The organism is Enterococcus sp. 10F3_DIV0382 (assembly GCF_002140245.1).
GTDB lineage: Bacteria > Bacillota > Bacilli > Lactobacillales > Enterococcaceae > Enterococcus_B > Enterococcus_B lactis.
The window spans coordinates 49655-71518 of the sequence record NZ_NGMF01000001.1; the positions used below are offsets into that span (position 1 = coordinate 49655).

A 21864-nucleotide genomic window follows, 5' to 3' on the forward strand; every position below is an offset into this window, starting at 1 on the left:
TATATGCTCCTTTCAATGAACAAATCGGAATTTTACGATTTATTAACGAGAACTAATGTATCAAAATAAAAAAACACAGTCAATAGAAATCCATCAATTTCTGATTTAAACATGTATATTCTTGATTAAATCGTAAAATGGATGAGTTGCTGCTCATATCTAGTCATTTCACTACAATAAAAAACTGAAGAATACCACTTTAGGATTCCTCAGTTTTTCATCACCTATTTTACTTTTTATGTTTTATTGCAGGGTTCGTACTAAATAAACTTCCTCACAAAAACCTTTTAACCCATTATATACTCTCTGCGCTCTTGAATAATGTTGACACAAGGCAAAAACGGTTGGTCCACTTCCACTCATTAATGCAGCATCTGCTCCGTACTTGATCATACGCTCTTTGATTTGATGGATGACTGGATGCCGCTTTCCCGTTATATCTTCTAAACTATTTCCCATTTTTTTGATCATCTGCTGATAATCTTGCTCTCGGATGGCTTCAACAAGTCCGTGGATGTCTTGATGTTGGATGGCTTGCGTATCTACTTCTCTAAACACTGTACGTGTAGAGACACTCATTCTTGGTTTGACCAACACAACCCAGCACTGTGGCATAGAAGGTAATACTTGGATTTCTTCCCCTTTGCCACCGACAAATGCCGTACTTCCGTAGACACAATAAGGAACATCTGTACCGACTTCCAAACCGATTTCTGCCAGTTCTTCTAACGAACAGCCCAAATTCCATAATTGGTTGATCCCTCTTAGAGCAGCTGCACAGTCTGTACTTCCTCCGCCTAATCCAGCTGCTACTGGAATATTCTTCTTAACAAAGATCTTGACACCGGTTTTGATATTGTATTTATTTTTTAACAATAAAGCAGCTTGATAAACATTGTTCCGTTCATCTACCGGTAAAAATGCTTTATTTGTTTCTACAATGATTTTGTCTTCTGTTATTTCTTCAAAAAATAGATGATCTGCCAAGTCTACGCTCGACATCACCATTTCCAACTCATGATACCCATCTTGCCGTCTATATAATACATCCAGTCCTAAATTTATCTTGGCTGGCGCTTTTTCAATCAATTCCATCCTCTCACCCATTCGAAAAGTCTAAGTCGCAAGTATTCTATCATAGGGAAAAATAAAAGTATAGCTTATGTCTGCCTAGTGGTTGATTTTGTCATCGTTTCAACAGCTTTCATAGAATTTTCTCTTCATAATCCAAATAAACTCTAGTGATTCTTATAATTCTGTGAGCACTTCTTCTGCCAAACTCGGCACATTTCCTTTTTCTTTCCCTATCAGACTGAGCAGCTGCATGGTAGCAAATCCGAAATTACTTCCTTTCCGATATGCAAAGTAGCGACCTTCCCAATGATCGACATATTTTAATTTCTTTTCATAAGCAGACTGGAAGGAATAGAAAAAATTACCATAATTATATACGATATGCATGACTTTTTCTTGAAAGAAAGAAAAATCTGTTTCTCCAACATTTGCTAAAGGGGCTAATCCTAGATTTGCTTCCAGATAGCCCATTTTCTCGTATACAATGAACAAATTAGCTAATAGATAATCCGCTAATTCTTCAGGCTCTTCAGGCAAGATTCGCAGTAAATCATACCCCGCTTGCTCCTTCGTCATCGGTTGAGCGGTGATGAAGCCCACGACTTTTTGCTCTTTACGGACAATACCGACGCCACTAGACAATACATAGGATTCATCGAATCGTCCCACAGAAAAGTATTTTTCTCGTGCACCGTGAAGCCATTTTTGTGAAACTTCATTTACAGCTTGATGTAATTCTTCTGGTAGTTGGTCATACCAAGTGAAATGGTATCCTTCTTTCATCAAACGTTGATATTCAAGTTGCTGACTCAGCCGAGACAAGTCTTCTGTCGCTAGATCAACAATTCCTGCTTCACCTACTTTCGTGAAATGAAAGCCCAATTCGTGAAGCATCACTACGTAGCTTTCTGATATCTTATAAAAAGCAAGCTGATAACCTAAACAATCTGCTCGTTTCATGAACTGATTCGTTGCTGCCTGCATCATTTTGGGATTACCAATTGGATCTCCTAAAACAAAGCATTTATTCCCTTTGATTTGATAGCCAAAAACGACTTGGTCATGGTCGTCTTTTTGGTAATAAAAATAACTGTATCCTGGCAAGCGAAGCTGATGGCTTGTAGCTGTGCCTCCATATGTTTCCAATAAACGGTCAAAACGTTCTTTTTCGTACTCACTGCCAAGCGTCGTAGTATCTTCTGCTAAGTATTGATAAAGCGCCACTAAAGCTAGCAATGAGATGCCCAAACCAATGAGCCCTGAGAACCACACATCATCTGAAGGAAACAAAATAAAATGGTTACCTGTTATCCGTCCAACTAAAAAGCGTCCACTATGATAACCTGCAATTGCGTAAACAATAAACAAGAAACCGAACAAGCTAGCATCAAATAGTATAGCTCCCCAAGAATAAACGAATTTTGTTCGATAAAATTCTTTTCTGGATAACCACACAGCTAATAGAATCAAGACATATACCAATAACAATTGCCAAGATAGTGTACGTGTGATTGTATTTAAAATACCAAAAGCTAGTAAAGCAATCGTAGGCAGAAATGCCTTTTTGACTTTTACTGAAAGCGCTCGAGCAAGACCGAGCAATAAAAAGCCCACTAATAGGTTCAATGTCTGGTCTAAAAAGTTGAACGAGAACGGCAATAACACCTGAAACAGCCGACTAATTGCAGACAGATTAGTGATCGTTGACAGGAGTACCATCATGATTCCTGCAAAATATACAGCACTTACGAGCACGATATGCGCAACCTTTTGGAAAAATAATCGCGGTATATTATCTAAAAATCGATTGATTTTGACTCCTGTATGTGTGATGAACAATAGAAGTCCCGTCAAAAAAGGCAGGACATAATAAAACAACCGATAATATAACAACCAAACTACTGCTACGTCTTGCCGAACAGACAATTGACTCATTCCTAAAATCATCAAAACATCAAAAGTCCCCATTCCACCTGGGACCATTGTCAACATTCCTATCAGCGTCGCAATCATGAACATAGGATAGATCGAAAACATGGAAATATCTATTCTCATCAACTTGCCGATAGTCAGAAATACCGCAAGTGCCCCTGTCCATTGTCCAAAAGATGCCAGTAGCAGACCAAACAAGCCTTTTGGATAAAACTCAGAGAACAAGGACTTTCTCTTTAGATAAGCAAAAAAGAAAATGACTGGCGCTAAAAAACTACCGCCGAAAAGCCAGATCCAATAGCTCCGAAAAATACTTTCTGACTGAATAAAAAAGACATCAATAAATGTAAGAAACGACCATACAGACAAACCAGTCAGCATAAATAGCGCGACTTTTGAAACAGTCACTAACACCATTTTCCTATTTGTCTGCTTTCCATAAAAACTAGCCCGAAGACTGGCTCCTACCACACCACCAAAACCGGCGAGATTGTTGATCGTGTTTGTTACCCACGCAGCAAGAAGGAACTCTTTTCTTTCCATTTTTGGTTTTCCTTGTTTTTCTAAGACTCTGATCGTCACCCAATCATACAACAACATCGGAGTGACACCCAGCAGTCCAGCCAGAATCATGAGCAGAATCGTCATGTGGCTTTGTTGTCCCATCCTTTGCCAAATATCTTGCCAACTCATGCCATTAGCAATATTTGCGACTTGATTTGCCACAAAGACTAACACGGAGCCGAAAAAAATCAATTTTAAAATCAGACTATGTTCCTTTATCCATTGCAGCATCAAGTATCGTTTATTTTTCACATTTTCCCATTCCTAACTTGTATACTTTTGTGTTATACCCCAATGTTATCTTATTTATTTTAATTTTTCCACTTTAGACCTGTTCTTTGCTTGCGATCATAGAAAAAGAAAGATATCCTAATGCTAAAGGAGAGGATAACATGAAAGTAGGATTTATCGGTACAGGGAATATGGCACAAGCTATTATTGATGGTTTATTGAAAACAGGAACAGTCTCGAAAGAAGAAGTGTTCGTTTCCAGTGGTCATTTTGAAAATGCACAAACATTCGCTGCTGAAACTGGCGTCCATGCGTGCAAAAGCAACCAAGAAGTTGCATCAAAATCAGATATCGTTCTTTTAGCCGTGAAACCAAAAATCATTGAAAAAGTATTGAAAGAACTAAAAGAATACAGCCAGAAGGTCTTATTCATTTCTATTGCTTCAGGAAAATCATTAACAGATTTAGAAACAGCGCTTGAAGATCCTCAGGCCTCCATCGTACGTGTGATGCCGAATGTCAATGTCAGCGTAGGAGCAGGCGTTTCTGCGATTTGCAAAAATGAAGCTGCCACGGAGGAACAGCTTCAACAAGCCACGATAATTTTTGAAGCAATTGGTAGCGTCTATCCCTTAGCAGAAGCAGATTTCAGTACATTCATCGGCCTTGCTGGCAGCTCGCCCGCATTCATTTATATGCTGATCGATGCGATGGGACGGACTGGTGTATTAAATGGTTTGTCCAAACAGACGGCCACTGAAATTGCTGCAAAAGCAATCATGGGTTCTTGTCAAAAATTCCTTTCAAGTGATAAAAATCCATGGGAACTTGTAGACCAAGTTTCTTCTCCTGGTGGTACGACCGTTGCCGGTGTAGTTGCCCTAGAAGAAGCAGGATTCATCCCAGCAATCATCAAAGGAATCAATACGACGATCGAGAAAGATCTTGAGATGTTGAATAAAAAATAATAATAGCAATGTTTTTTCGTACCTTACAAAAAAAGAAGAGCTGCGGCTTTTGCCGCGACTCTTCTTTTGTGTTTACTCTTATTTAGCATAATCAGTTGCGCGAGTTTCCCGAATAACGATTACTTTGATATGTCCAGGATAATCCAACTCTTCTTCGATTCGTTTACGGATATCGCGTACTAAACGAACAGCGTCCAGATCCGAGATTTCTTCTGGTTTGACCATTACCCGAACTTCGCGTCCAGCTTGAACTGCGTAACTTGATTCTACACCGGCGAAGCTGTTCGAAATATTTTCCAGACTTCTTAAACGACGGATGTAGTTTTCCAATGATTCACTTCGCGCACCAGGTCTTGCTGCTGAAAGCGCGTCTGCTGCAGCTACAAGGACAGAGATAACAGAAGTCGCTTCCACATCGCCATGGTGAGAAGCGATTGCGTTGATTACTACTGGGTTTTCTTTGTACTTGGCAGCTAATTCCGCACCGATCTCAACGTGAGATCCTTCAATCTCATGGTCAAGTGCTTTTCCAATATCATGAAGCAACCCGGCACGTTTTGCTAATTGGATATCTTCGCCAAGTTCTGCTGCTAAGATACCAGCTAATTTTGCAACTTCGACCGAATGCTTCAAGACGTTTTGTCCGTAACTAGTTCTGAATCTCAGACGTCCGATGATCTTGATTAGATCTGGATGAAGTGTATGGGCACCGACTTCAAATGCTGCTTCTTCCCCATATTCACGAATACGTTCATCCATTTCTTTACGAGATTTCTCGACCATTTCTTCGATTCGTGCTGGATGGATTCGTCCATCTTGTATCAGTTTTTCCAAGGTCATTCGTGCGATTTCTCTTCGGATTGGATCAAATCCGGAAAGAACAACTGCTTCAGGTGTGTCATCGATGATCAAATCGATACCAGTCAGCGTCTCAAGCGTTCGAATATTACGACCTTCTCGTCCAATGATACGACCTTTCATTTCATCATTCGGAAGGGTAACGACTGAAACAGTCGTTTCTGAAACTTGATCTGCTGCGCAGCGTTGAATCGCTAATGATAATAAGTTTTTCGCTTTGCGATCTGCTTCTTCTTTGGCACGCTGTTCAGATTCTTTTACCATTAGAGTTAACTCATGATTCAGCTCTTCTTCAGTCGATTTCATGATGACATCTCGTGCGTCCTCTTTTGATAAACCAGCAATTTTTTCTAGTTCTTTTTGTTGATCTTCAATCATTTTTTCAACGTCTTTTTCTCGCTCTTCAATTAATTGCTGTTTTGAACTAAGTGCTTCTTCTTTACTTTCAAGTGAGTTCTCGCGTTTTTCTAACGAGTCATCTTTACGATTCAGCGTTTGTTCGCGTTGAATCAAACGATTCTCTTGAGATTTTAATTCTAACTTACTTTCTCTCAGCTCACTTTCAACTTCAGAACGGTATTTCTGATTTTCTTCCTTAGCTTCTAACAATGCTTCTTTTTTTAGAGTTTCTGCTTCTTTCTTTGCACTATCGATGATCCCAGCAGCTGATGATTGTGCACCAGCTATTTCTTTCTCGTGACGTGACTTTGCGACCATAAACCCTAAACCAAGACCGACAATTAAACCGATGATAGCGAGGAGAATGTTGAATACCATAAAATCCACCTCCATACTATCTTTTTCATTTTTATCATCTATACAGCTTCTATGATAAATTATTCTAAACTTGTCAATATGCATCTTCGCATATATGTGTACAAAAAACATGCACAACTTTATTCTAATGTTTGTACCCCGTAGTGTCAACTTTAAATAAACAAAGAAACGGCTTTCCGTTCATTCATTAAACGGTGGTTTTTAGAATAAATGACACTAGTTTCATATAAGTAAACCTTTAAGTTGAGAAACTTTTTCACTAAATTACTTTTTGTAGTCGAATAGATATTTTTTATTTTATGTAGCTACTCGTATGATTAAATAACTCAAGATTTCTTTGTTCTTTATTCAATAAAAAAACGGCAGATCAAGGAGAGTATCTACTCTTCAGACCAGCCGTTTTTGTTTATCATGATTTTTATTCTTCTAAAGGCAATTCTTCTTGTCCTTTTGTATCTTCTGGGACAGCCACTTCTTCACCAATGCCATAAGCTGCTCTAACTAGAGCAGAAACTTCTGCCATCATTTCAGGATGATTAGCCATATAGATTTTAGCATTTTCCCGTCCTTGACCAATCCGATCTTCTTTATAAGAATACCAAGCACCGCTTTTATCAACGATGTCTTTTTCTACTGCCATATCTAGAAGTTCTCCTTCTTGTGAGATCCCTAAACCATACATGACATCTACTTCAGCGATTTTGAAAGGAGGTGCTACTTTGTTTTTTACGACTTTGATCTTTGTACGGTTACCAACAATATCTGTACCTTGTTTCAATTGTTCTGCACGACGTACTTCTAAACGGATCGTTGCGTAGAATTTCAATGCGCGTCCTCCAGGAGTGATTTCTGGATTCCCAAACATTACGCCTACTTTTTCACGGATTTGGTTGATGAAAATAGCGATTGTTTTTGTTTTGTTGATCGAACCAGAGAGTTTACGCAATGCTTGAGACATCAAACGTGCTTGTAACCCGACATGTGAGTCACCCATTTCGCCGTCGATTTCTGCTCGTGGAACTAAAGCGGCAACTGAATCGACTACTACGATGTCTACAGCTCCACTTGATACTAAAGCATCAGCGATCTCCAGACCTTGTTCTCCTGTATCAGGCTGTGAAAGAAGTAGTTCATCGATATTCACACCTAATTTTTGTGCATATTGCGGATCTAACGCATGCTCAGCATCAATGAAAGCGGCCGTTCCGCCATTTTTTTGTACTTCTGCAATAGCGTGTAGCGCCACTGTTGTTTTACCTGAACTTTCAGGTCCGTATACTTCGATAATACGTCCACGGGGATAACCGCCGACACCTAAAGCGACATCTAACGCAAGAGAGCCACTTGGAATTGTAGAGATTTGTTGGTCGATTTTTTCGCCCAATTTCATAATAGAGCCTTTACCATAGCTCTTTTCAATTTTTTTCAGTGCAGCATCTAAGGCTGCTTTACGATCATCTGCCAATACGATAATCCTCCTTATATTTACAAATCAGAGCAACATTTCATTATCCTTATCATATCGTTTTTAGTAATAAAAAGCAAGAAAAAACCGAACAAATATTCGCATTTATCATTTTCTTAAAAGCTGTTTTCTCAAAAGATCAAATCCTTGCATAACCGTATTATATCTGATAGCCGCACGGTCTCTGGCAAAATGATATTTTTCTGAAACCACGCCATCTTTAGATGAAATAGCGATCCATACTGTTCCTGCAGGGTGACCTTCTAATGTGTCCGGTCCAGCCACTCCGGTGAAAGCTACACTGTAATCTGTTCTTGCTATCTCACGTGCTTGAATGGCCATCTGCTCCACACATTCTTTGCTGACTGTTCCATATTCTGCTAATAGCTCCGGATCAATCTCCAGAAAACCAGCTTTTGTTTGGAGCGAGTAGGTAACAAAGCCGCCTGGAAATACTTCAGATACACCAGCAATATCGCCCAATGCGGCTTGGAAGGCACCGGCTGTCAAGCTTTCCGCCGCTGTTACAGTCTGCTTGTTTTCTTTCAGCAGTTCCACTACGACTTTTGCTAACGAATTATCATCGCCATATCCATAAAAATATTCTCCTACTCGTTCTTGAATCTTTTCTTCCAATGCTAAAAGAGCTTGATTTCCTGCCTGAACATCCTTTGTTTTTACTGTTAGACGCAATGTCACTTCATTTGGTTTGGCATAAGGAGCGATCGTTGGATTAATCTGTGTCTCGATTAGATCTTTTAGTTCAGTGACCAGTCGCGATTCACCAATCCCATAAAAGCGCAAAACTTTAGAAATCAGTTTTTCTTCAGAAGGAAAACGTTCCTCTAGTAAAGGACGTACTTGTTCCACAAACATTGGTTTCAACTCATTAGGCGGACCGGGAAGAAGGATATATGCATGTGTATCTGTTTGATAAAAAGTCCCTAAAGCAAGCCCTGTACGATTTGGTAGAGGAACCCCACCTTCGATGATTTGAGACTGTTGCAGATTGTTTTTGGTCATTTTTCGATGGGTTGTTTCAAAATATGCCAATAATTTTTTGTATCCTTCCGTATTTTGTATGAGAGACTTACCGAGGTGAGCCGCAGTTGCTTCTTTTGTCAGATCATCTTCTGTCGGCCCTAATCCGCCACATAAGAGTATGAGTTCACTTCTTGTTTCAGCTAGAGCAATCAACTCTTCTAAACGCTGCTGATTATCTCCTACGACGGTCTGATAATAAACTTCGATACCTAGATCAGCTAGCTGTTCTGACAAGAAAGTGGCATTCGTATTCACGACTTGTCCTAGTAAAAGTTCTGTTCCGACAGCTATTATTTCTGCTTTCATTACTTCCCGCTCCCTTATATAGTATACGCTGTACTTATATATTTTTTTATTTAAAAAGAGGGCAAGGCTGATCCATGGACCAGCCTCTCCCCAGTTCTTTTTTCATTATATGATCAAATTATTTTCACTTTATCAAGAACCGACGAATCTGATCATCCACAAAACAAGACCTACATTGATCCTTTGAACACGCCGCTATTTTTGATGAAGTAATCCGCACCTGAATAGATAGTAAAAATCAGACAAGCATAGAGCATGATTTGGTCTACTGGAATACTAATCAGATTGAATGGGATATTATTGATAAACAGCAAGATAATAGCAACCATTTGTGTAGCCGTCTTGACTTTTCCCGGCCAAGCAGCAGCCATGACTTCTCCATGTTCGACAAGTAGTAAACGTAAGCCTGTGACGGCTAATTCGCGGCAGACAATAATCGCGACTACCCAACCTGGGGCCTTTCCTTGGTCAACCAACATGATAAAAGCGGTCATAACTAGCATTTTATCTGCCAGTGGGTCCGCAAATTTGCCAAAGTTAGTGACAAGACCTCGTGCACGGGCAATTTTTCCGTCTAACCAGTCTGTGATGCTGGCTAATGCAAAAATAACTGCGCCTACTAGCTGCGTGACAGCCAGTGTGGTGTCCCCTACGTTAAGTTGTCCCCAATCTAACGGTAATCCTACAACCAAAATGAAAATCGGGATCATACAAATTCTAAGTACAGTTAATTTATTTGGTAAATTCACATTATCGACTCCTTTCTTCCCTATTCTACGTGACTATCCGCGAAGTTTCCACCGATATTATTTACTTTTCCAAACGAATTTATTCAACGGAGCATTTTTATTGAAACTGATCTTTTGAAAATAATGAAGAAGGACCGCGACACAGATTTGTCACGATCCTTCTTTTTTATGCCACAAGTAAATAGATGAATAAACTCATTTGTACGATCACTCTGCGTATTGGAGAGTCAGGTTCACATTTTTAGGACTCTGATTGTTTTCCCCTGGATTAACTGGTACGGATTCTCCATTCGCTTTGATCGTCGCATTGCTTGCTGCACCGATCGTAATGGTCGCATTGGCCGCTGTTTCCGGTAACACGGTACTTTGTGTTTCATTTGCTGCCAGTGTTCCTTGATAAACATAAGCATTGTCTACTAGTACACCGATCCACACACGATTAACAGCGGTAAACTCAAGAGTGACAGGCTTGGTAGCATCTGTAATATTTACTGCGATGGCACTGCCGGAATCCTCTCCTGCAGCTATTGCCATTTTCTTTTCTTCACTTGATTCTGTTGTTGACTCTACTGTAGAAGACTCTTGGGTCTGCGTGCTTTGCTCTGAGGAAGAGGACTCCTCAACTGATCCTTCTACTTTGAGCGAAGAAGCTGTATCGCCGATTATTGGATCAGCTTGACGATCTTGCCAAGTCATATAGCCTACGACAACGACGATTGCCAAAGCGACCAATCCTAATAAAATGACAGGAAGACTTGTCCAAAAACGACTTGGATGCGATTCTTCTTGATGTATTGCTTTTCTGGAAGTACTTACTGTTTCAGGCTGCGGACGTTCAGGGACCGATCCTGTCAATTTGCTTTTTCCATCAAAAACATCGACTAAATGGTCTCCATCTTCTCCTACAGCTTCAGCGTATTGCCTAATAAACGCCCGTACGTAAAACTTACCAGGCAATTGATCAAAATCATCATTGTCGATTGCTTCCAAATAACGTTTTTGAATTTTTGTAATCTGCTGTAATTCATCTAAAGATATCTTTTTATTCAGGCGTGCTTGCCGTAATTTTTCTCCGATGGTTTCAAAAGCCACTCGTTCATCTTCTCCAGTCTGTTTGATTCTCCGAAGCATCTGCTGTTGCAACGAAAGACGTTATGTTTGGAGCTGTGACAAAAGTCGTGTCACAGCTCCTTTTTCCGTATAAACGGCGTTCCAGAAGTAGCTTCTTCGGCAATAAGCCGAAATTTCACAAAAATTTGAGAAGCAATTTTCGTCAATTCCTTCTTATTTCTTGAAGCTGACCACTTCTGTCACAACCTCTTTGATTACTTCGTTTAATTTTATTTTAATATAAGTTGATTAAAAGAGAGCATGATTTGTTTTATTTTCTCATTAATATTTCCAACACATCTAAGAATACCATAAAAGCTGGTTTTGGAGGAGGTTCTTGCTACAAGTCTAAAACGAAATTTAAGACTTTTCTCCATAAAACACTGGTTTATTTTGGTCTCATATAAAACTCACTGAAGGCCTCTTCACTTATAAATGCTTCTCCAGCTACCAGTACGTCTTTCATTTGGATCGAATCGATGATTTCAGGAAGATCAAATAATGTTCGATCACCAAATAAACTTTGCGTAAATTGATTAGCAATATATTCGATTGAATTCAATGATTGGAAATACTGTCCAAGCATTTTCTTCTTCAGCAAATCGAGATTCATTTCTGACACTTCAGGATCATCAGCGAATCCAAGAATGATTTCTTTGATTTTTTCTGCTGCTTTCTCTGGTTCATCCGTATCTCCGCTGAAGTCCGCAAAGTGAAATTCACGATCCAAGCTGAATTCAAAACCAAAGCTGTCATCGATAATTCCTTGATTGTACATAGCTAAATAGTTTCGAGAAGTATTACCTAAAATCATTTGGAACAACAGATTAATAGCTGTTTTATAACGTAGTAGTTCTGTTCCTTCTTGCGGCAATGTGTCTAATCCTTTAATACCAAGTACAAATTTATTTCGTGTAATGGCTGCTTCCAATGCACTTTGTTTGATGATTTCTTTTGTGTTTTCTGGGAAATAACGTACAATTTCTTGCTTTGGCGGGAAATTTTTTTCTTCTTGGTTTTCCCGAATAAGTTTCATCAATTTCTCAGGCTCCATCTTACCAACTACAAATAAAACCATATTGCTTGGCTGATAAAACGTCCGATAGCACGTATACAAATCTTGAGCTGTGATTTTGTCGATACTTTCAACCGTGCCCGCAATATCGATATGCAACGGGTGTGTAGGATACAAGTTATTTAGGATACCAAAAAACATCCGCCAGTTAGGGTCGTCTTCATACATTTGGATTTCCTGACCAATGATTCCTTTCTCCTTGTTTACAGTTTCTTCTGTAAAGTAAGGTGCTTGTACAAAGTCGATCAGGGTCGTCAGATTCTTTTCTACCTGATCAGTCGTAGAGAACAGGTAACTAGTTTTCGTGAAACTCGTGAAAGCATTAGCGGAAGCACCTTGCTGTCCAAATAATTGAAAGACATCACCGTCTTCTTTTTCAAACAGCTTGTGTTCTAAGAAATGAGCGATGCCATCTGGGACTTTCACTTTTTCTTTTTCACCATAAGGAATAAATTCGTTATCGATCGAACCATAATTCGTACTGAACAAACCATATGTCTTGTGATAGTCGTTTTTAGGTAACAAATACACGGTCAAACCGTTTGGCAGTACTTCATGATAAAGCGTTTCATTGATTTGCTCATATTCTGTTTTATTCATTTGCATTTCCTCCTGCTAAAAAGAAGATTGCTTGCAATTCGATTTGCTCAGCTACTTGTTGTATCTCTTTGATCGTTACACTCTCCATACGTTTCAACCATTCTTCATCAGATAATTTTGTTTCCGGCAGCCAGCTGTCCAAAAAAGAAGCTTCGATTGCCGCTTGCGGAGAGTCTAGAGAAAGCAGGTATTGGTTTCTTAGCATCGCTTTTGTCTGAGCTAGTTCCAAATCTGTTATTTCACCGTTTCGCAAACTTTCTAATTGCTCGTGAATCAGGCGAAGTACTTGATTTCGGTTTTTTTCGTCGATACCAGTCTGGACACTCATGAACCCTCGGAATGTATCCACGCTGCTAGAGGCATAATAAGCTAGACTTTCTTTCTCTCTCACATTCATGAACAGTTTGGAGTGAGGAAACCCGCCAAATAAACCGTTGAAGACCATTAGCGCAAAACGTTCTGGCTCATCATAATACACATTTGTCTGATAAGCTAGATTCAGCTTTGCTTGAACAATTGGCTCACGGACTTGTCGTTCCTTGACGATATTCACTTGAGGCTGAGTATAAAACAATTCTGGATGAGCTGTTTCACGCGGCTCAAATGGTAATTGCCCAACAGCTTCGGCTGCTTTGTCCGGATCAACATCGCCGACAACAAAAATGTCAATTTGATCGTTCGCCATCATTTCTTGATAGTAAGCCGCTAGTGAGCGAGCAGTGATTTTGTCTAGTTCTTCCACTACGCCTAAACTTGGGATTTTTTGTTCCGGGCTGTTTTCAAAATAAAGTTCTTGCAGTGCATAGGAAGCAAAAGTTTGTTTATCTTCCTTCAAACTTTCCAAATAGAGACGCAGATTGTTCTTTTCCAAGTCAAACGTCAACTGATCAAACTGTTGATTTTTGATATTTGGATAAAATAAAACCTCTTTTAAAAAATCCACCGCTTGAGAGAAAAGGTTAGGATCATTGACATATTCGCCGTTCACAAAGCTGATTCCTGCGTTTAGCCAATGCAAGTTCCCTTTTTTTCTTACTGATAGTCCGAAGCTTGCACCATAAAGCTCAGCAAGTTTCGCACTTAACTTTGTCTGATCCGGATAATTCAAACTATTTGTTTCCAACATACTGCTGAGTAGTGAACGTTTTGTAATGACTTCTTGTTGCAGACGTGCCGTAAAACGGATAAAAATCCGAATCGTTTTGTATTGTTTTGTTGGTAAGACATGAAGATTCACGCCTTCTGCCAATTGATACACCATATTTATATGCTCCTTTTCATAGATGATTGCCCCTTACTCTTTTAGTAGGACAATCAGCCTTTTTTACTTATGCATCTGCTTGAAATATATATAAGTTCAGACAATTCGCCGATTTTTCTAAATGATGTTACACTTTATAGTATAGCATAGAAGTTTTTTATCAAAAGGGACAGACAGCTAAAAGCGTATATCGTTTTTTTATTTTTTATTTTTCGATATACTAAAGACATACAAAAGAAGGGAGGGTCATTCATGATAAAAGAATTCAGAGAGTTCATCATGCGTGGAGATGTCTTGGATCTTGCTGTCGGTGTTGTTATCGGGAGTGCGTTTACAAGTATCGTAAACCAAGTGGTGCAAGGATTAATCACTCCGCTAATTGGTTGGATTGTCGCTATGATCACAGGAACTTCTGATTTAGAAGGAGCACTTTCAATTCTTGACTGGTCGCCGACAAAAGGTGTCACATTTGCGTTTGGTAACGTTATTAGTGCTATCATTACATTCCTGATTACTGGTTTTGTCTTATTCTTAGTTGTCAAAGCGGCAAACCGTGCGAAGAATTTACGCGCCAAAGAAGCAGAAGAAGAAGTGGAAGAAGCACCTACTGCAGAAGATTATCTTAGTGACATACGCGATCTTCTTGCCAAACAAGTGGCAGAAGACAATACGCATCCGGTAGAGCAAACAAATCTTTCAGATACTTCTAAATAATGAAGAATCTAAAAAAAGAAAGCCGATTTTCAGTGTCGGCTTTCTTTTTTTAGATTCTTAACTTGTTACCTGTTCTTTTTTCATGTCGATATGCGGAATATCATCTTCCAAATACACATCTGAGGTTGCCTTGAATCCAAAAGACTCATAAAAGGCCTGTAGATATTCTTGTGCACCGATCACAATTGGTTTTTCTGGAAATTTTTTCTGGATCATGTTGATCGTTTCTTGGACAATCTTTCTTCCTAAGCCGTCTTTACGGTTATTTTGATGAACAAGAACGCGACCAAAATGGATGCTGTCTACTTCTTCATATACCCGCGTGTAGGCAAGGATCTTCCCATCAGTATCTTGGAAATACGTATGCCAAGCTTGTCCATCGATATCATCAACTTCTTGATAAGGGCACTGTTGCTCCACAACAAAGACTGCAATCCGTTCTTTGACGATTGCATAAAACTCTGCTGTCGACAATTCTTCAAATTTCTTTACCTGATATTCCACTAAGTAAACGCCTCCTAATTTTTTATTATTAGCATACCGATTCATACACAAAAAAGCAAACGAACCTTACGAATCTCAGGCTCGTTTGCTTTTTAAACTGCTTCAGTTAAAAATTCGATCTCAACTGTTCGAGTAAGTACATCTGAATAGCTGTAAGATACTCGTTCAAAAGAATTTTCTTCAGGATCCAAGTCAACAACGAATACTGAAGGATAGGTTTCTGTTAAAACGCCGCGGCGTTCTGTTTGACGCTTTCTTCCTGTCTGAGCAACCAACATGATTGGGCTGCCGATACGACCTTCTAAATCTTTCTTGATTGAAGCTAAAGTTGTTGGCATACAGTTCACCTCTACTGCCAACTATACCACATATTTTTAAAATTTTCAAGTTTACCATAAAAAAAAAAGAAATGCAATAAAAATAAATAAGAAGCTCATTAAGATTTTTCTAAATTATTCCTCATTATAAAATTTCAAGTGTTTTTTTATTTTGAGTTTTACCCTTCCATATGCACTCATCACTTGCTTGTGATCCATTGACAACCATTCAGCCATCTCCGCAAAATCAACCCCTTGCATGTAATAATGAAAAATTTGTGCTTCTTTTTTTGAAAATCGGATCTCGCAATTTTCGATTGCTTCTTTTAACAAAAGATGCTGAATCGCTAAAGGTTCCTGCAAGGTAATCTCTGCTAAAAAATCTGGTCCTTCTGTCTCTATTTTTTGGTCGATCGAGACTTCATCTTTTTGGTCGCGGCGCTTCAGCGCGTTCTGTTTTCTCAATAAAGAATAAATTTGATTGCTTATAATACTTTTATAATAACTTCCAAAGCTAACTCCTTTGCTTTTTTCGTAAGTTCTCAATGCCTGATATAAAGCGATCCTCGCTTCTTGTTCCCAATCCTCAGTAACATAATTTCTTAAATAATAAGTGTTTTTCAAACGTAGTAAGAGTGGAAAATATTTTTGATACAGGGCAGCAAATGCTTCTTCGTCACCATTACGTGCAGCGCGCAATAACTCCTCAGACATAAAATAATTCCTCCATAAATTCGTTTATGGAGGAATCTTATCATCAATGATTCATCGAACTGATTAGAACGATATGTTATTTATTTTTTCTCATTAAATCGTCCAATTTTTGGGACAATTTTTTTAACTGCTCTTCATTCCACGGAGAATTACGTCGGAAATCAACAAAATGCATATCTTTATTTTCTTGGGCTATTGTTTTTTCCGTTTTTTTAATCGTTTTATATAATTCATAAGCAGAAGTCCGCAACGCCCCCTGAGAAAAAATCATCCACTGTTCTGCTAGATCGCTTGTCGCCACTGTTACTTGTGTCAAACGATCATTCAGCTGCCCAGCGATTCTTTCGATATAACTGTCAGCCGTTTCATCTTCTTTCGTAAAAACAACATCCAACTGATATTTCCTATAATTTTGCTGGATGCCTGGTACTAATTGAGCATCGAAGACAACGATGACTTCCAGTCCTTCATATTTCGCATAATTTGATAAACGATGCAAAAGAGCTTCTCTTGCATCTGCCATTTTGTCCTGCTTTTTAAGCTGGACCAGTTCCGGCCACGAACCGATCATGTTGTAGCCATCTACAATCAACAGCTGTTTTTTCATGACCTACTCCCCCTGACGTTGGGAAAAAGCCTGATACATCAGCAATCCAGCGGCAACACTGGCATTTAAACTTTGGACGTGCCCAGTCATTGGAATCGTCAGTAATTCATCCATTTCTTTTTTCAATCCTGGACTCATTCCTTTGCCTTCATTACCAATGACTAAAGCAATGGATCCTTTGGCATTCCATTTTTGGAAGTTTGTGCCGGTCATATCTGTGCCAAATACCCAAAATCCTGTCTCTTTGAGCTGTTGCACAGCTTGTACCAAATTCGTCACACGTGCAACAGGCACATATTCCACTGCACCAGTGGAAGTCTTTGTTACGATAGGCGTGATTCCAACTGCTCGGTGTTTTGGTATGATCACACCATCGACGCCACTTGCGTCTGCTGTCCGTAAAATCGACCCAAAATTGTGTGGATCTTCGATGCTATCCAAAATCAAAAAGAAGGGGGCTTCTTTTTTCTCTTTTGTTCGTTCAATCAGTTGGTCAAGGGATAAATATTCATAAGGTGTAATCGCAAGAACGACTCCTTGATGCACGCCATGATCGCTCAAAGTTTCTAACTTTTGTTTAGGGACCCATTTGACCGGTACAGCTTGCTCACGTGCGATTTCTTTCAGTTCTTCTACTTTTTCTCCTCGTGAATCTTCTTGAAGAAAGAGTTTATTCCCTCGCCCTTGTTGTAGCGCTTCTACTGCGGCGTGGTGTCCAAAGACGAAATTATCTTCTAATGCTTCTTCGTTTTGATCAGAAACTGACTGATTTCGTCCAGTTCGCTTTTTATTTGGATATCTATTTTGTTTTTTGTCTTCAAATCCACGTTTCGATTGATGTTTGTTTGTTCTTTCTTTACCCATTTTTTTCACCAACTTTCTGAATACACCAGCGGATCAATTCTTCCATCCGCTCGGTTTGTTTTGTCAAATGCAGATAGCCCATCAGTGCTTCGAATCCTGTTGCGACCCGGTAAGTCGTAACATCAGCATTTTTTGCACTCGTATGGCTTTTGGCATTTCTTCCTCTGCGATAATAAAGCTCTTCTTCTTCTGTCAAGAGATGTTCCTCCAGCATTTGCTGAATCAAAAAAGCTTGTGCATTTGCAGAAACATAATTCGTTGCCGCACGATGCAACTTATTGGGTTTTGTTTCTCCTTGATTGATCAGGTGGTCACGAACATAGATTTCGTAAATCGCATCTCCCACGTAAGCCAGGGCTAAACCGTTCAATTGTGTGTAATCTCTCATGCTTCTCTTCTCCATCGGGTTCCTTGGGGTGTATCTTCTAATAAGATCCCTTTTTCTTTCAACAAATCACGGATTTCGTCGCTTCGGGCAAAATCACGATTGCTTCTTGCTTGATTTCGTTCTTCGATCAATTGTTCAATCTCTTCATCCAATAATTCTTCTGCTGTAAATAAAATACCGAAGATCGAAAGCCATTGCGAGAATAAAGCTTCTCCCTGTGCCAAGACAGCGGCAGAAACTTCCGCTTGGTCTAGATAAGTGTTCAGCCATTTAGCAAGCTCATAGACCACTGTGATCCCATTTGCTGCATTAAAATCATCATCCATTTCTTCGATGAATCGCTGTTCCAAATTTTCTAACAAAGTGATTTTATCCGCATCATCTGCCAAATTCTCTGAGGCAGTTTCTTGGCGGAATTTCAAATTGTCAAACGTATTCTTCAGTCGTTGTAAATTGGTGGCTGCTTCTTTCATCGTCGTTTCACTGTAACGGATCGGACGACGGTATTGTGTGGTCGCCATGAAGAAACGCAAGACTTGTGGATCAACGTTTTGGATCATTTCATGTACAGTGATGAAATTCCCTAGAGATTTACTCATTTTTTCATCGTCTTCGCCAATCGTTACATAGCCATTGTGCATCCAGTAATTAGCGAATTTTTTCCCTGTTTTCGCTTCACTTTGTGCGATTTCATTTTCGTGATGAGGAAATTCCAAATCTTGCCCACCACCATGGATATCGATTGTTTCGCCTAAATGTTTTGTCGCCATGACGGAACATTCGATGTGCCAACCGGGACGCCCTTTGCCCCATGGTGAATCCCAAGAAATCTCGCCTGGTTTTGCTTGTTTCCACAAAGCGAAATCTAATGGGTCTTCTTTTTGCTGCTGTTCTTCACCAGTACGCTGACTTGCGCCGACTTCCAATTCATCGATGGATTGGTCACTTAATTTCCCATAGTTTTCAAATTTACGGGTACGGTAATACACATCACCTGAAGATTCATAAGCATAGCCTTTTTCAACCAACACTTGAATAAATGCTAAAATATCTGGCATATGGTCCATGACTCTTGGATGAAGTGTAGCAGGCTCGACATTCAACGCTTTCGTATCTTCTTCAAATGCTCGGATGAAACGATCAGCGACTTCTGGTGCTGTGATGCCTAATTCGTTTGCTGTACGGATGATTTTATCGTCTACATCCGTGAAATTCGATACGAAATCGACTTTATAGCCTCGATATTCAAAATAGCGTCGAATCGTATCGAAAGCAATGGTGCTACGAGCATTTCCAATATGGATATAATTATACACAGTCGGTCCGCAGACATACATACCGACATGTCCCTTTTGTATAGGGATGAATTCTTCTTTTTTTCTGGTCAATGTATTGTAGATTTTTATCATTCTGATCTCCTCACTTTTTCTCCTTTGATTCGAACGACTTTTGCTGGTACTCCTACTGCTGTAGCGTCGTCTGGAACATCTTTCAACACAACGGCACCTGCGCCGATTTTTGCGTTTTTTCCGATCGTTACCGGTCCTAATATCTGCGCATTCGCAGAGAGCATGGCTCCTTGTTTGACCGTTGGGTGTCTTTTACCTGTTTCTTTTCCCGTACCGCCTAATGTTACGCCATGGAACAAAATCACATCATCCTCGATTTCTGCGGTTTCGCCAATGACGATCCCCATTCCATGGTCGATGAACACACCTGTTCCAATCGTTGCTCCTGGATGGATTTCAACACCTGTCAGGAAACGCCAAAATTGAGCATTGATCTTCGCCAATAAAAAGAGCCGATGCTGATATAAAAAATGAGAGAAACGATGCCAAAACAAGGCATGAAAACCAGGATAGGTCAAAACGATCTCCGCTGTCGAACGTGCAGCCGGATCGTTTCTCTTTGCTGCATCAATCGCTCGGGCAAACCAACTCATGACTTTCCACTCCTTTCGTAAGTATTTTATGTAGGAAAACAGCTTATAAAGAAAAGAAGCGCCTTTTAAATAAGTTTCCTTATCAAAAGACGCTTTCCGCGTGGTTCCACTTTTCTTCATAATCAACGATTATCTCTGACAGCTAACGCCTGTTATACGTTCTTGGCTACTTCGTTTCCTGTAAAACAGTTTTTCCTGTTTTCTGTGTTTTCGCCAAGACCACTCCCAGAGGCATTTCGGCAACTATTCATTGACGCCTTGCACCACCCGGCATCTCTCTTGTAATGATCAGCTGCTTACTTTTTTCTGTTCATCGTGTTTAGTTCAGTACTTGATTTAAATGTGCTAATGATTTCTCACGACCAAGCAATTCGATCGTTTCAGGCAATTCTGGGCCATGCATTTGTCCTGATACAGCTACACGGATCGGCATGAAAAGATTTTTCCCTTTTACGCCAGTTTCTTTTTGAACAGCTTTGATGGCAGCTTTTACAGTTGGAGCATCTACTACTTCCATTTGTTCTAGCTGTGCTTTAAATGCGTGGAGAACAGTAGGAACTGTTTCACCAGCAAGTACTTCTTTTGCTGCTTCATTCAATACAGGATGTTCATTGAAAAATAGCGTAGACAGGTCAACGATTTCTGCAGCATAGCTCATTTGAGGTTGATACAGGCTAACGATCTTCTTCACCCATTCAATTGTCTTTTCATCTGGGTTTTCTGCTACACGTCCGTCAGCGATTAGATAAGGCAGACACATGTCAGTAAATGCATCTAGATCCATTGCTTTGATGTAATGGTTGTTTACCCATTGCAGTTTTTTCGCATCGAAAGCTGCGGGTGATTTACTTAGGCGTTTTGGATCGAACATTTTGATCAATTCTTGGTGTTCGAAGATTTCGTCTTCGCCCACAGGTGACCAGCCCAATAATGCAATAAAGTTGAACATTGCATCTGGTAGATAACCTAATTCGCGATATTGTTCGATAAATTGTAAGATTGATTCGTCACGTTTGCTTAGTTTTTTGCCTGTTTCACTGTTGATGATCAACGTCATATGTCCGAATGTTGGTGGCGTCCAGCCAAATGCTTCATAGATCATCAGTTGTTTTGGTGTATTGGCAATATGGTCATCTCCACGTAAAACGTGAGTGATTTTCATCAAATGGTCATCGACCGCAACAGCAAAGTTATAGGTTGGCATACCATCGCGTTTTTGGATGACAAAGTCGCCGCCGATATTATCGGATTCGAACGAAATAGCGCCTTTTACCATATCTGTAAATGCGTATTCTGTATTGCGAGGCACACGGAAACGTACAACAGATTCTAGACCTTGTGCTTCTTTTTCTGCTTGTTCTTCAGGTGTCAAGTTCGCACATGTTCCTGCGTAATGAGGCATTTCTCCTCTTGCGCGTTGTGCTTCCCGTTCTGCTTCTAATTCTTCTTCTGTGCAATAGCATTTGTATGCTCGATTGCTAGCAAGCAGCTGATCAATCAGCGGTTGATAGATTTCTTTACGTTCAGATTGACGGTAAGGGCCGTATTCTCCAGGATTTTCAGGAGATTCATCCCAATCCATTCCCAACCAAGCAAGGTTTTCCAACTGGCTTTTTTCGCCATCTTCGATATTACGTTTTTGGTCAGTATCCTCAATACGAATAATAAAGTCTCCATCATTGTGGCGGGCAAACAAATAATTGAACAATGCAGTTCTTGCATTTCCAATATGCAGGTGCCCAGTTGGACTTGGTGCATAGCGTACGCGTACTTTCGTCATTTTCTTCCTCTTCTTTCAAA

The 21864-nt window shown here is 39.8% G+C and carries 20 protein-coding genes and 1 other annotated feature; of the genes, 2 read left to right on the forward strand and 18 right to left on the reverse strand.

Annotated features, from left to right (window positions below; all coding sequences use genetic code 11):
* Nucleotides 1-243: 243 nt before the first annotated feature.
* Both ispE and mprF read right to left on the reverse strand, forming a co-directional pair.
* Entirely contained in the window at nucleotides 244-1095 is an 852-nt protein-coding gene (gene ispE, locus A5849_RS00240; protein ID WP_002307715.1) for a 4-(cytidine 5'-diphospho)-2-C-methyl-D-erythritol kinase, read from the reverse strand.
* A gap of 153 nt (nucleotides 1096-1248) precedes the next feature.
* On the reverse strand, nucleotides 1249-3822 hold the full coding sequence (mprF, locus tag A5849_RS00245) for a bifunctional lysylphosphatidylglycerol flippase/synthetase MprF (RefSeq protein ID WP_002310438.1): 2574 nt from the start codon (nucleotides 3820-3822) through the stop codon (nucleotides 1249-1251).
* 140 nt (nucleotides 3823-3962) lie between these two features.
* Here mprF and proC point away from each other — a divergent pair, with 140 nt between their 5' ends.
* A complete protein-coding gene (gene proC, locus A5849_RS00250; protein WP_002310439.1) occupies nucleotides 3963-4769 on the forward strand; it encodes a pyrroline-5-carboxylate reductase in 807 nt (268 codons plus the stop codon).
* Nucleotides 4770-4847: 78 nt separating this feature from the next.
* Here the strand turns inward: proC and rny are convergent, their stop codons facing one another.
* The 7 genes from rny to yfmF all read right to left on the reverse strand — a co-directional run bounded on the left by rny (nucleotide 4848) and on the right by yfmF (nucleotide 14014).
* Complete coding sequence (gene rny / locus A5849_RS00255; RefSeq protein ID WP_002287336.1) at nucleotides 4848-6404, reverse strand: ribonuclease Y; 1557 nt, start codon at nucleotides 6402-6404, stop codon at nucleotides 4848-4850.
* Between the two features lie 418 nt (nucleotides 6405-6822).
* Nucleotides 6823-7869, reverse strand: a complete 1047-nt coding sequence (gene recA, locus A5849_RS00260; protein ID WP_002310440.1) for a recombinase RecA — start codon at nucleotides 7867-7869, stop codon at nucleotides 6823-6825.
* A gap of 108 nt (nucleotides 7870-7977) precedes the next feature.
* Nucleotides 7978-9219 carry a competence/damage-inducible protein A gene (locus A5849_RS00265; protein WP_002310441.1) on the reverse strand — a complete coding sequence of 414 codons (1242 nt, stop codon included), beginning with the start codon at nucleotides 9217-9219 and terminating at the stop codon, nucleotides 7978-7980.
* A 170-nt stretch (nucleotides 9220-9389) separates the two neighbouring features.
* Nucleotides 9390-9968, reverse strand: a complete 579-nt coding sequence (pgsA, locus tag A5849_RS00270; protein WP_002310442.1) for a CDP-diacylglycerol--glycerol-3-phosphate 3-phosphatidyltransferase — start codon at nucleotides 9966-9968, stop codon at nucleotides 9390-9392.
* 207 nt (nucleotides 9969-10175) lie between these two features.
* Nucleotides 10176-11099 (reverse strand): RodZ domain-containing protein, encoded by a 924-nt coding sequence (locus A5849_RS00275; RefSeq protein ID WP_002310444.1) that lies wholly within the window; start codon nucleotides 11097-11099, stop codon nucleotides 10176-10178.
* Nucleotides 11100-11466: 367 nt separating this feature from the next.
* Nucleotides 11467-12753, reverse strand: a complete 1287-nt coding sequence (yfmH, locus tag A5849_RS00280; RefSeq protein WP_002320446.1) for an EF-P 5-aminopentanol modification-associated protein YfmH — start codon at nucleotides 12751-12753, stop codon at nucleotides 11467-11469.
* On the reverse strand, nucleotides 12746-14014 hold the full coding sequence (gene yfmF / locus A5849_RS00285; RefSeq protein WP_002310447.1) for an EF-P 5-aminopentanol modification-associated protein YfmF: 1269 nt from the start codon (nucleotides 14012-14014) through the stop codon (nucleotides 12746-12748). The genes yfmH and yfmF overlap by 8 nt, the downstream gene beginning before the upstream one ends.
* A gap of 252 nt (nucleotides 14015-14266) precedes the next feature.
* On the opposite strand from yfmF, the gene mscL reads away from it, so the two are divergent.
* The gene (gene mscL, locus A5849_RS00290) at nucleotides 14267-14728 is read left to right on the forward strand and encodes a large conductance mechanosensitive channel protein MscL (RefSeq protein ID WP_002310448.1); all 462 of its coding nucleotides are present in this window, start codon (nucleotides 14267-14269) and stop codon (nucleotides 14726-14728) included.
* 57 nt (nucleotides 14729-14785) lie between these two features.
* Here mscL and A5849_RS00295 read toward each other — a convergent pair whose 3' ends face one another.
* The 9 genes from A5849_RS00295 to gltX form a co-directional block, all read right to left on the reverse strand.
* Complete coding sequence (locus tag A5849_RS00295; protein ID WP_002310449.1) at nucleotides 14786-15232, reverse strand: GNAT family N-acetyltransferase; 447 nt, start codon at nucleotides 15230-15232, stop codon at nucleotides 14786-14788.
* Nucleotides 15233-15324: 92 nt separating this feature from the next.
* Nucleotides 15325-15570 carry a Veg family protein gene (locus A5849_RS00300; protein WP_002287434.1) on the reverse strand — a complete coding sequence of 82 codons (246 nt, stop codon included), beginning with the start codon at nucleotides 15568-15570 and terminating at the stop codon, nucleotides 15325-15327.
* A 114-nt stretch (nucleotides 15571-15684) separates the two neighbouring features.
* Nucleotides 15685-16263 (reverse strand): sigma-70 family RNA polymerase sigma factor, encoded by a 579-nt coding sequence (locus A5849_RS00305; protein WP_002310450.1) that lies wholly within the window; start codon nucleotides 16261-16263, stop codon nucleotides 15685-15687.
* 76 nt (nucleotides 16264-16339) lie between these two features.
* Nucleotides 16340-16870: an NYN domain-containing protein gene (locus A5849_RS00310; RefSeq protein WP_002293089.1), complete on the reverse strand. Its 531-nt coding sequence runs from the start codon at nucleotides 16868-16870 to the stop codon at nucleotides 16340-16342.
* Between the two features lie 3 nt (nucleotides 16871-16873).
* Nucleotides 16874-17734: a 23S rRNA (guanosine(2251)-2'-O)-methyltransferase RlmB gene (gene rlmB, locus A5849_RS00315; RefSeq protein ID WP_086309874.1), complete on the reverse strand. Its 861-nt coding sequence runs from the start codon at nucleotides 17732-17734 to the stop codon at nucleotides 16874-16876.
* Nucleotides 17727-18122: a Mini-ribonuclease 3 gene (locus tag A5849_RS00320; RefSeq protein ID WP_002316867.1), complete on the reverse strand. Its 396-nt coding sequence runs from the start codon at nucleotides 18120-18122 to the stop codon at nucleotides 17727-17729. The genes rlmB and A5849_RS00320 overlap by 8 nt, the downstream gene beginning before the upstream one ends.
* Nucleotides 18119-19531 carry a cysteine--tRNA ligase gene (gene cysS, locus A5849_RS00325; RefSeq protein ID WP_002310455.1) on the reverse strand — a complete coding sequence of 471 codons (1413 nt, stop codon included), beginning with the start codon at nucleotides 19529-19531 and terminating at the stop codon, nucleotides 18119-18121. Before cysS ends, A5849_RS00320 begins: the two co-directional genes overlap by 4 nt.
* Nucleotides 19528-20064, reverse strand: a complete 537-nt coding sequence (gene epsC, locus A5849_RS00330) for a serine O-acetyltransferase EpsC (protein WP_002293094.1) — start codon at nucleotides 20062-20064, stop codon at nucleotides 19528-19530. Before epsC ends, cysS begins: the two co-directional genes overlap by 4 nt.
* Before the next feature lie 82 nt (nucleotides 20065-20146).
* Nucleotides 20147-20387: a binding site (T-box leader), on the reverse strand.
* Nucleotides 20384-21844 (reverse strand): glutamate--tRNA ligase, encoded by a 1461-nt coding sequence (gene gltX / locus A5849_RS00335; RefSeq protein ID WP_002293095.1) that lies wholly within the window; start codon nucleotides 21842-21844, stop codon nucleotides 20384-20386. Its footprint overlaps the feature before it by 4 nt.
* Nucleotides 21845-21864: the final 20 nt, after the last annotated feature.

Excerpts from the sequence above, each read along its gene's own strand:
- ispE (WP_002307715.1), bottom strand. The coding sequence starts at position 1,095 with ATGGAATTGATTGAAAAAGCGCCAGCCAAGATAAATTTAGGACTGGAT.
- proC (WP_002310439.1), top strand. The coding sequence starts at position 3,963 with ATGAAAGTAGGATTTATCGGTACAGGGAATATGGCACAAGCTATTATT.
- rny (WP_002287336.1), bottom strand. The coding sequence starts at position 6,404 with ATGGTATTCAACATTCTCCTCGCTATCATCGGTTTAATTGTCGGTCTT.
- A5849_RS00265 (WP_002310441.1), bottom strand. The coding sequence starts at position 9,219 with ATGAAAGCAGAAATAATAGCTGTCGGAACAGAACTTTTACTAGGACAA.
- A5849_RS00275 (WP_002310444.1), bottom strand. The coding sequence starts at position 11,099 with ATGCTTCGGAGAATCAAACAGACTGGAGAAGATGAACGAGTGGCTTTT.
- yfmH (WP_002320446.1), bottom strand. The coding sequence starts at position 12,753 with ATGAATAAAACAGAATATGAGCAAATCAATGAAACGCTTTATCATGAA.
- yfmF (WP_002310447.1), bottom strand. The coding sequence starts at position 14,014 with ATGGTGTATCAATTGGCAGAAGGCGTGAATCTTCATGTCTTACCAACA.
- mscL (WP_002310448.1), top strand. The coding sequence starts at position 14,267 with ATGATAAAAGAATTCAGAGAGTTCATCATGCGTGGAGATGTCTTGGAT.
- A5849_RS00300 (WP_002287434.1), bottom strand. The coding sequence starts at position 15,570 with ATGCCAACAACTTTAGCTTCAATCAAGAAAGATTTAGAAGGTCGTATC.
- A5849_RS00305 (WP_002310450.1), bottom strand. The coding sequence starts at position 16,263 with ATGTCTGAGGAGTTATTGCGCGCTGCACGTAATGGTGACGAAGAAGCA.
- A5849_RS00310 (WP_002293089.1), bottom strand. The coding sequence starts at position 16,870 with ATGAAAAAACAGCTGTTGATTGTAGATGGCTACAACATGATCGGTTCG.
- rlmB (WP_086309874.1), bottom strand. The coding sequence starts at position 17,734 with ATGGGTAAAGAAAGAACAAACAAACATCAATCGAAACGTGGATTTGAA.
- A5849_RS00320 (WP_002316867.1), bottom strand. The coding sequence starts at position 18,122 with ATGAGAGATTACACACAATTGAACGGTTTAGCCCTGGCTTACGTGGGA.
- cysS (WP_002310455.1), bottom strand. The coding sequence starts at position 19,531 with ATGATAAAAATCTACAATACATTGACCAGAAAAAAAGAAGAATTCATC.
- epsC (WP_002293094.1), bottom strand. The coding sequence starts at position 20,064 with ATGAGTTGGTTTGCCCGAGCGATTGATGCAGCAAAGAGAAACGATCCG.
- gltX (WP_002293095.1), bottom strand. The coding sequence starts at position 21,844 with ATGACGAAAGTACGCGTACGCTATGCACCAAGTCCAACTGGGCACCTG.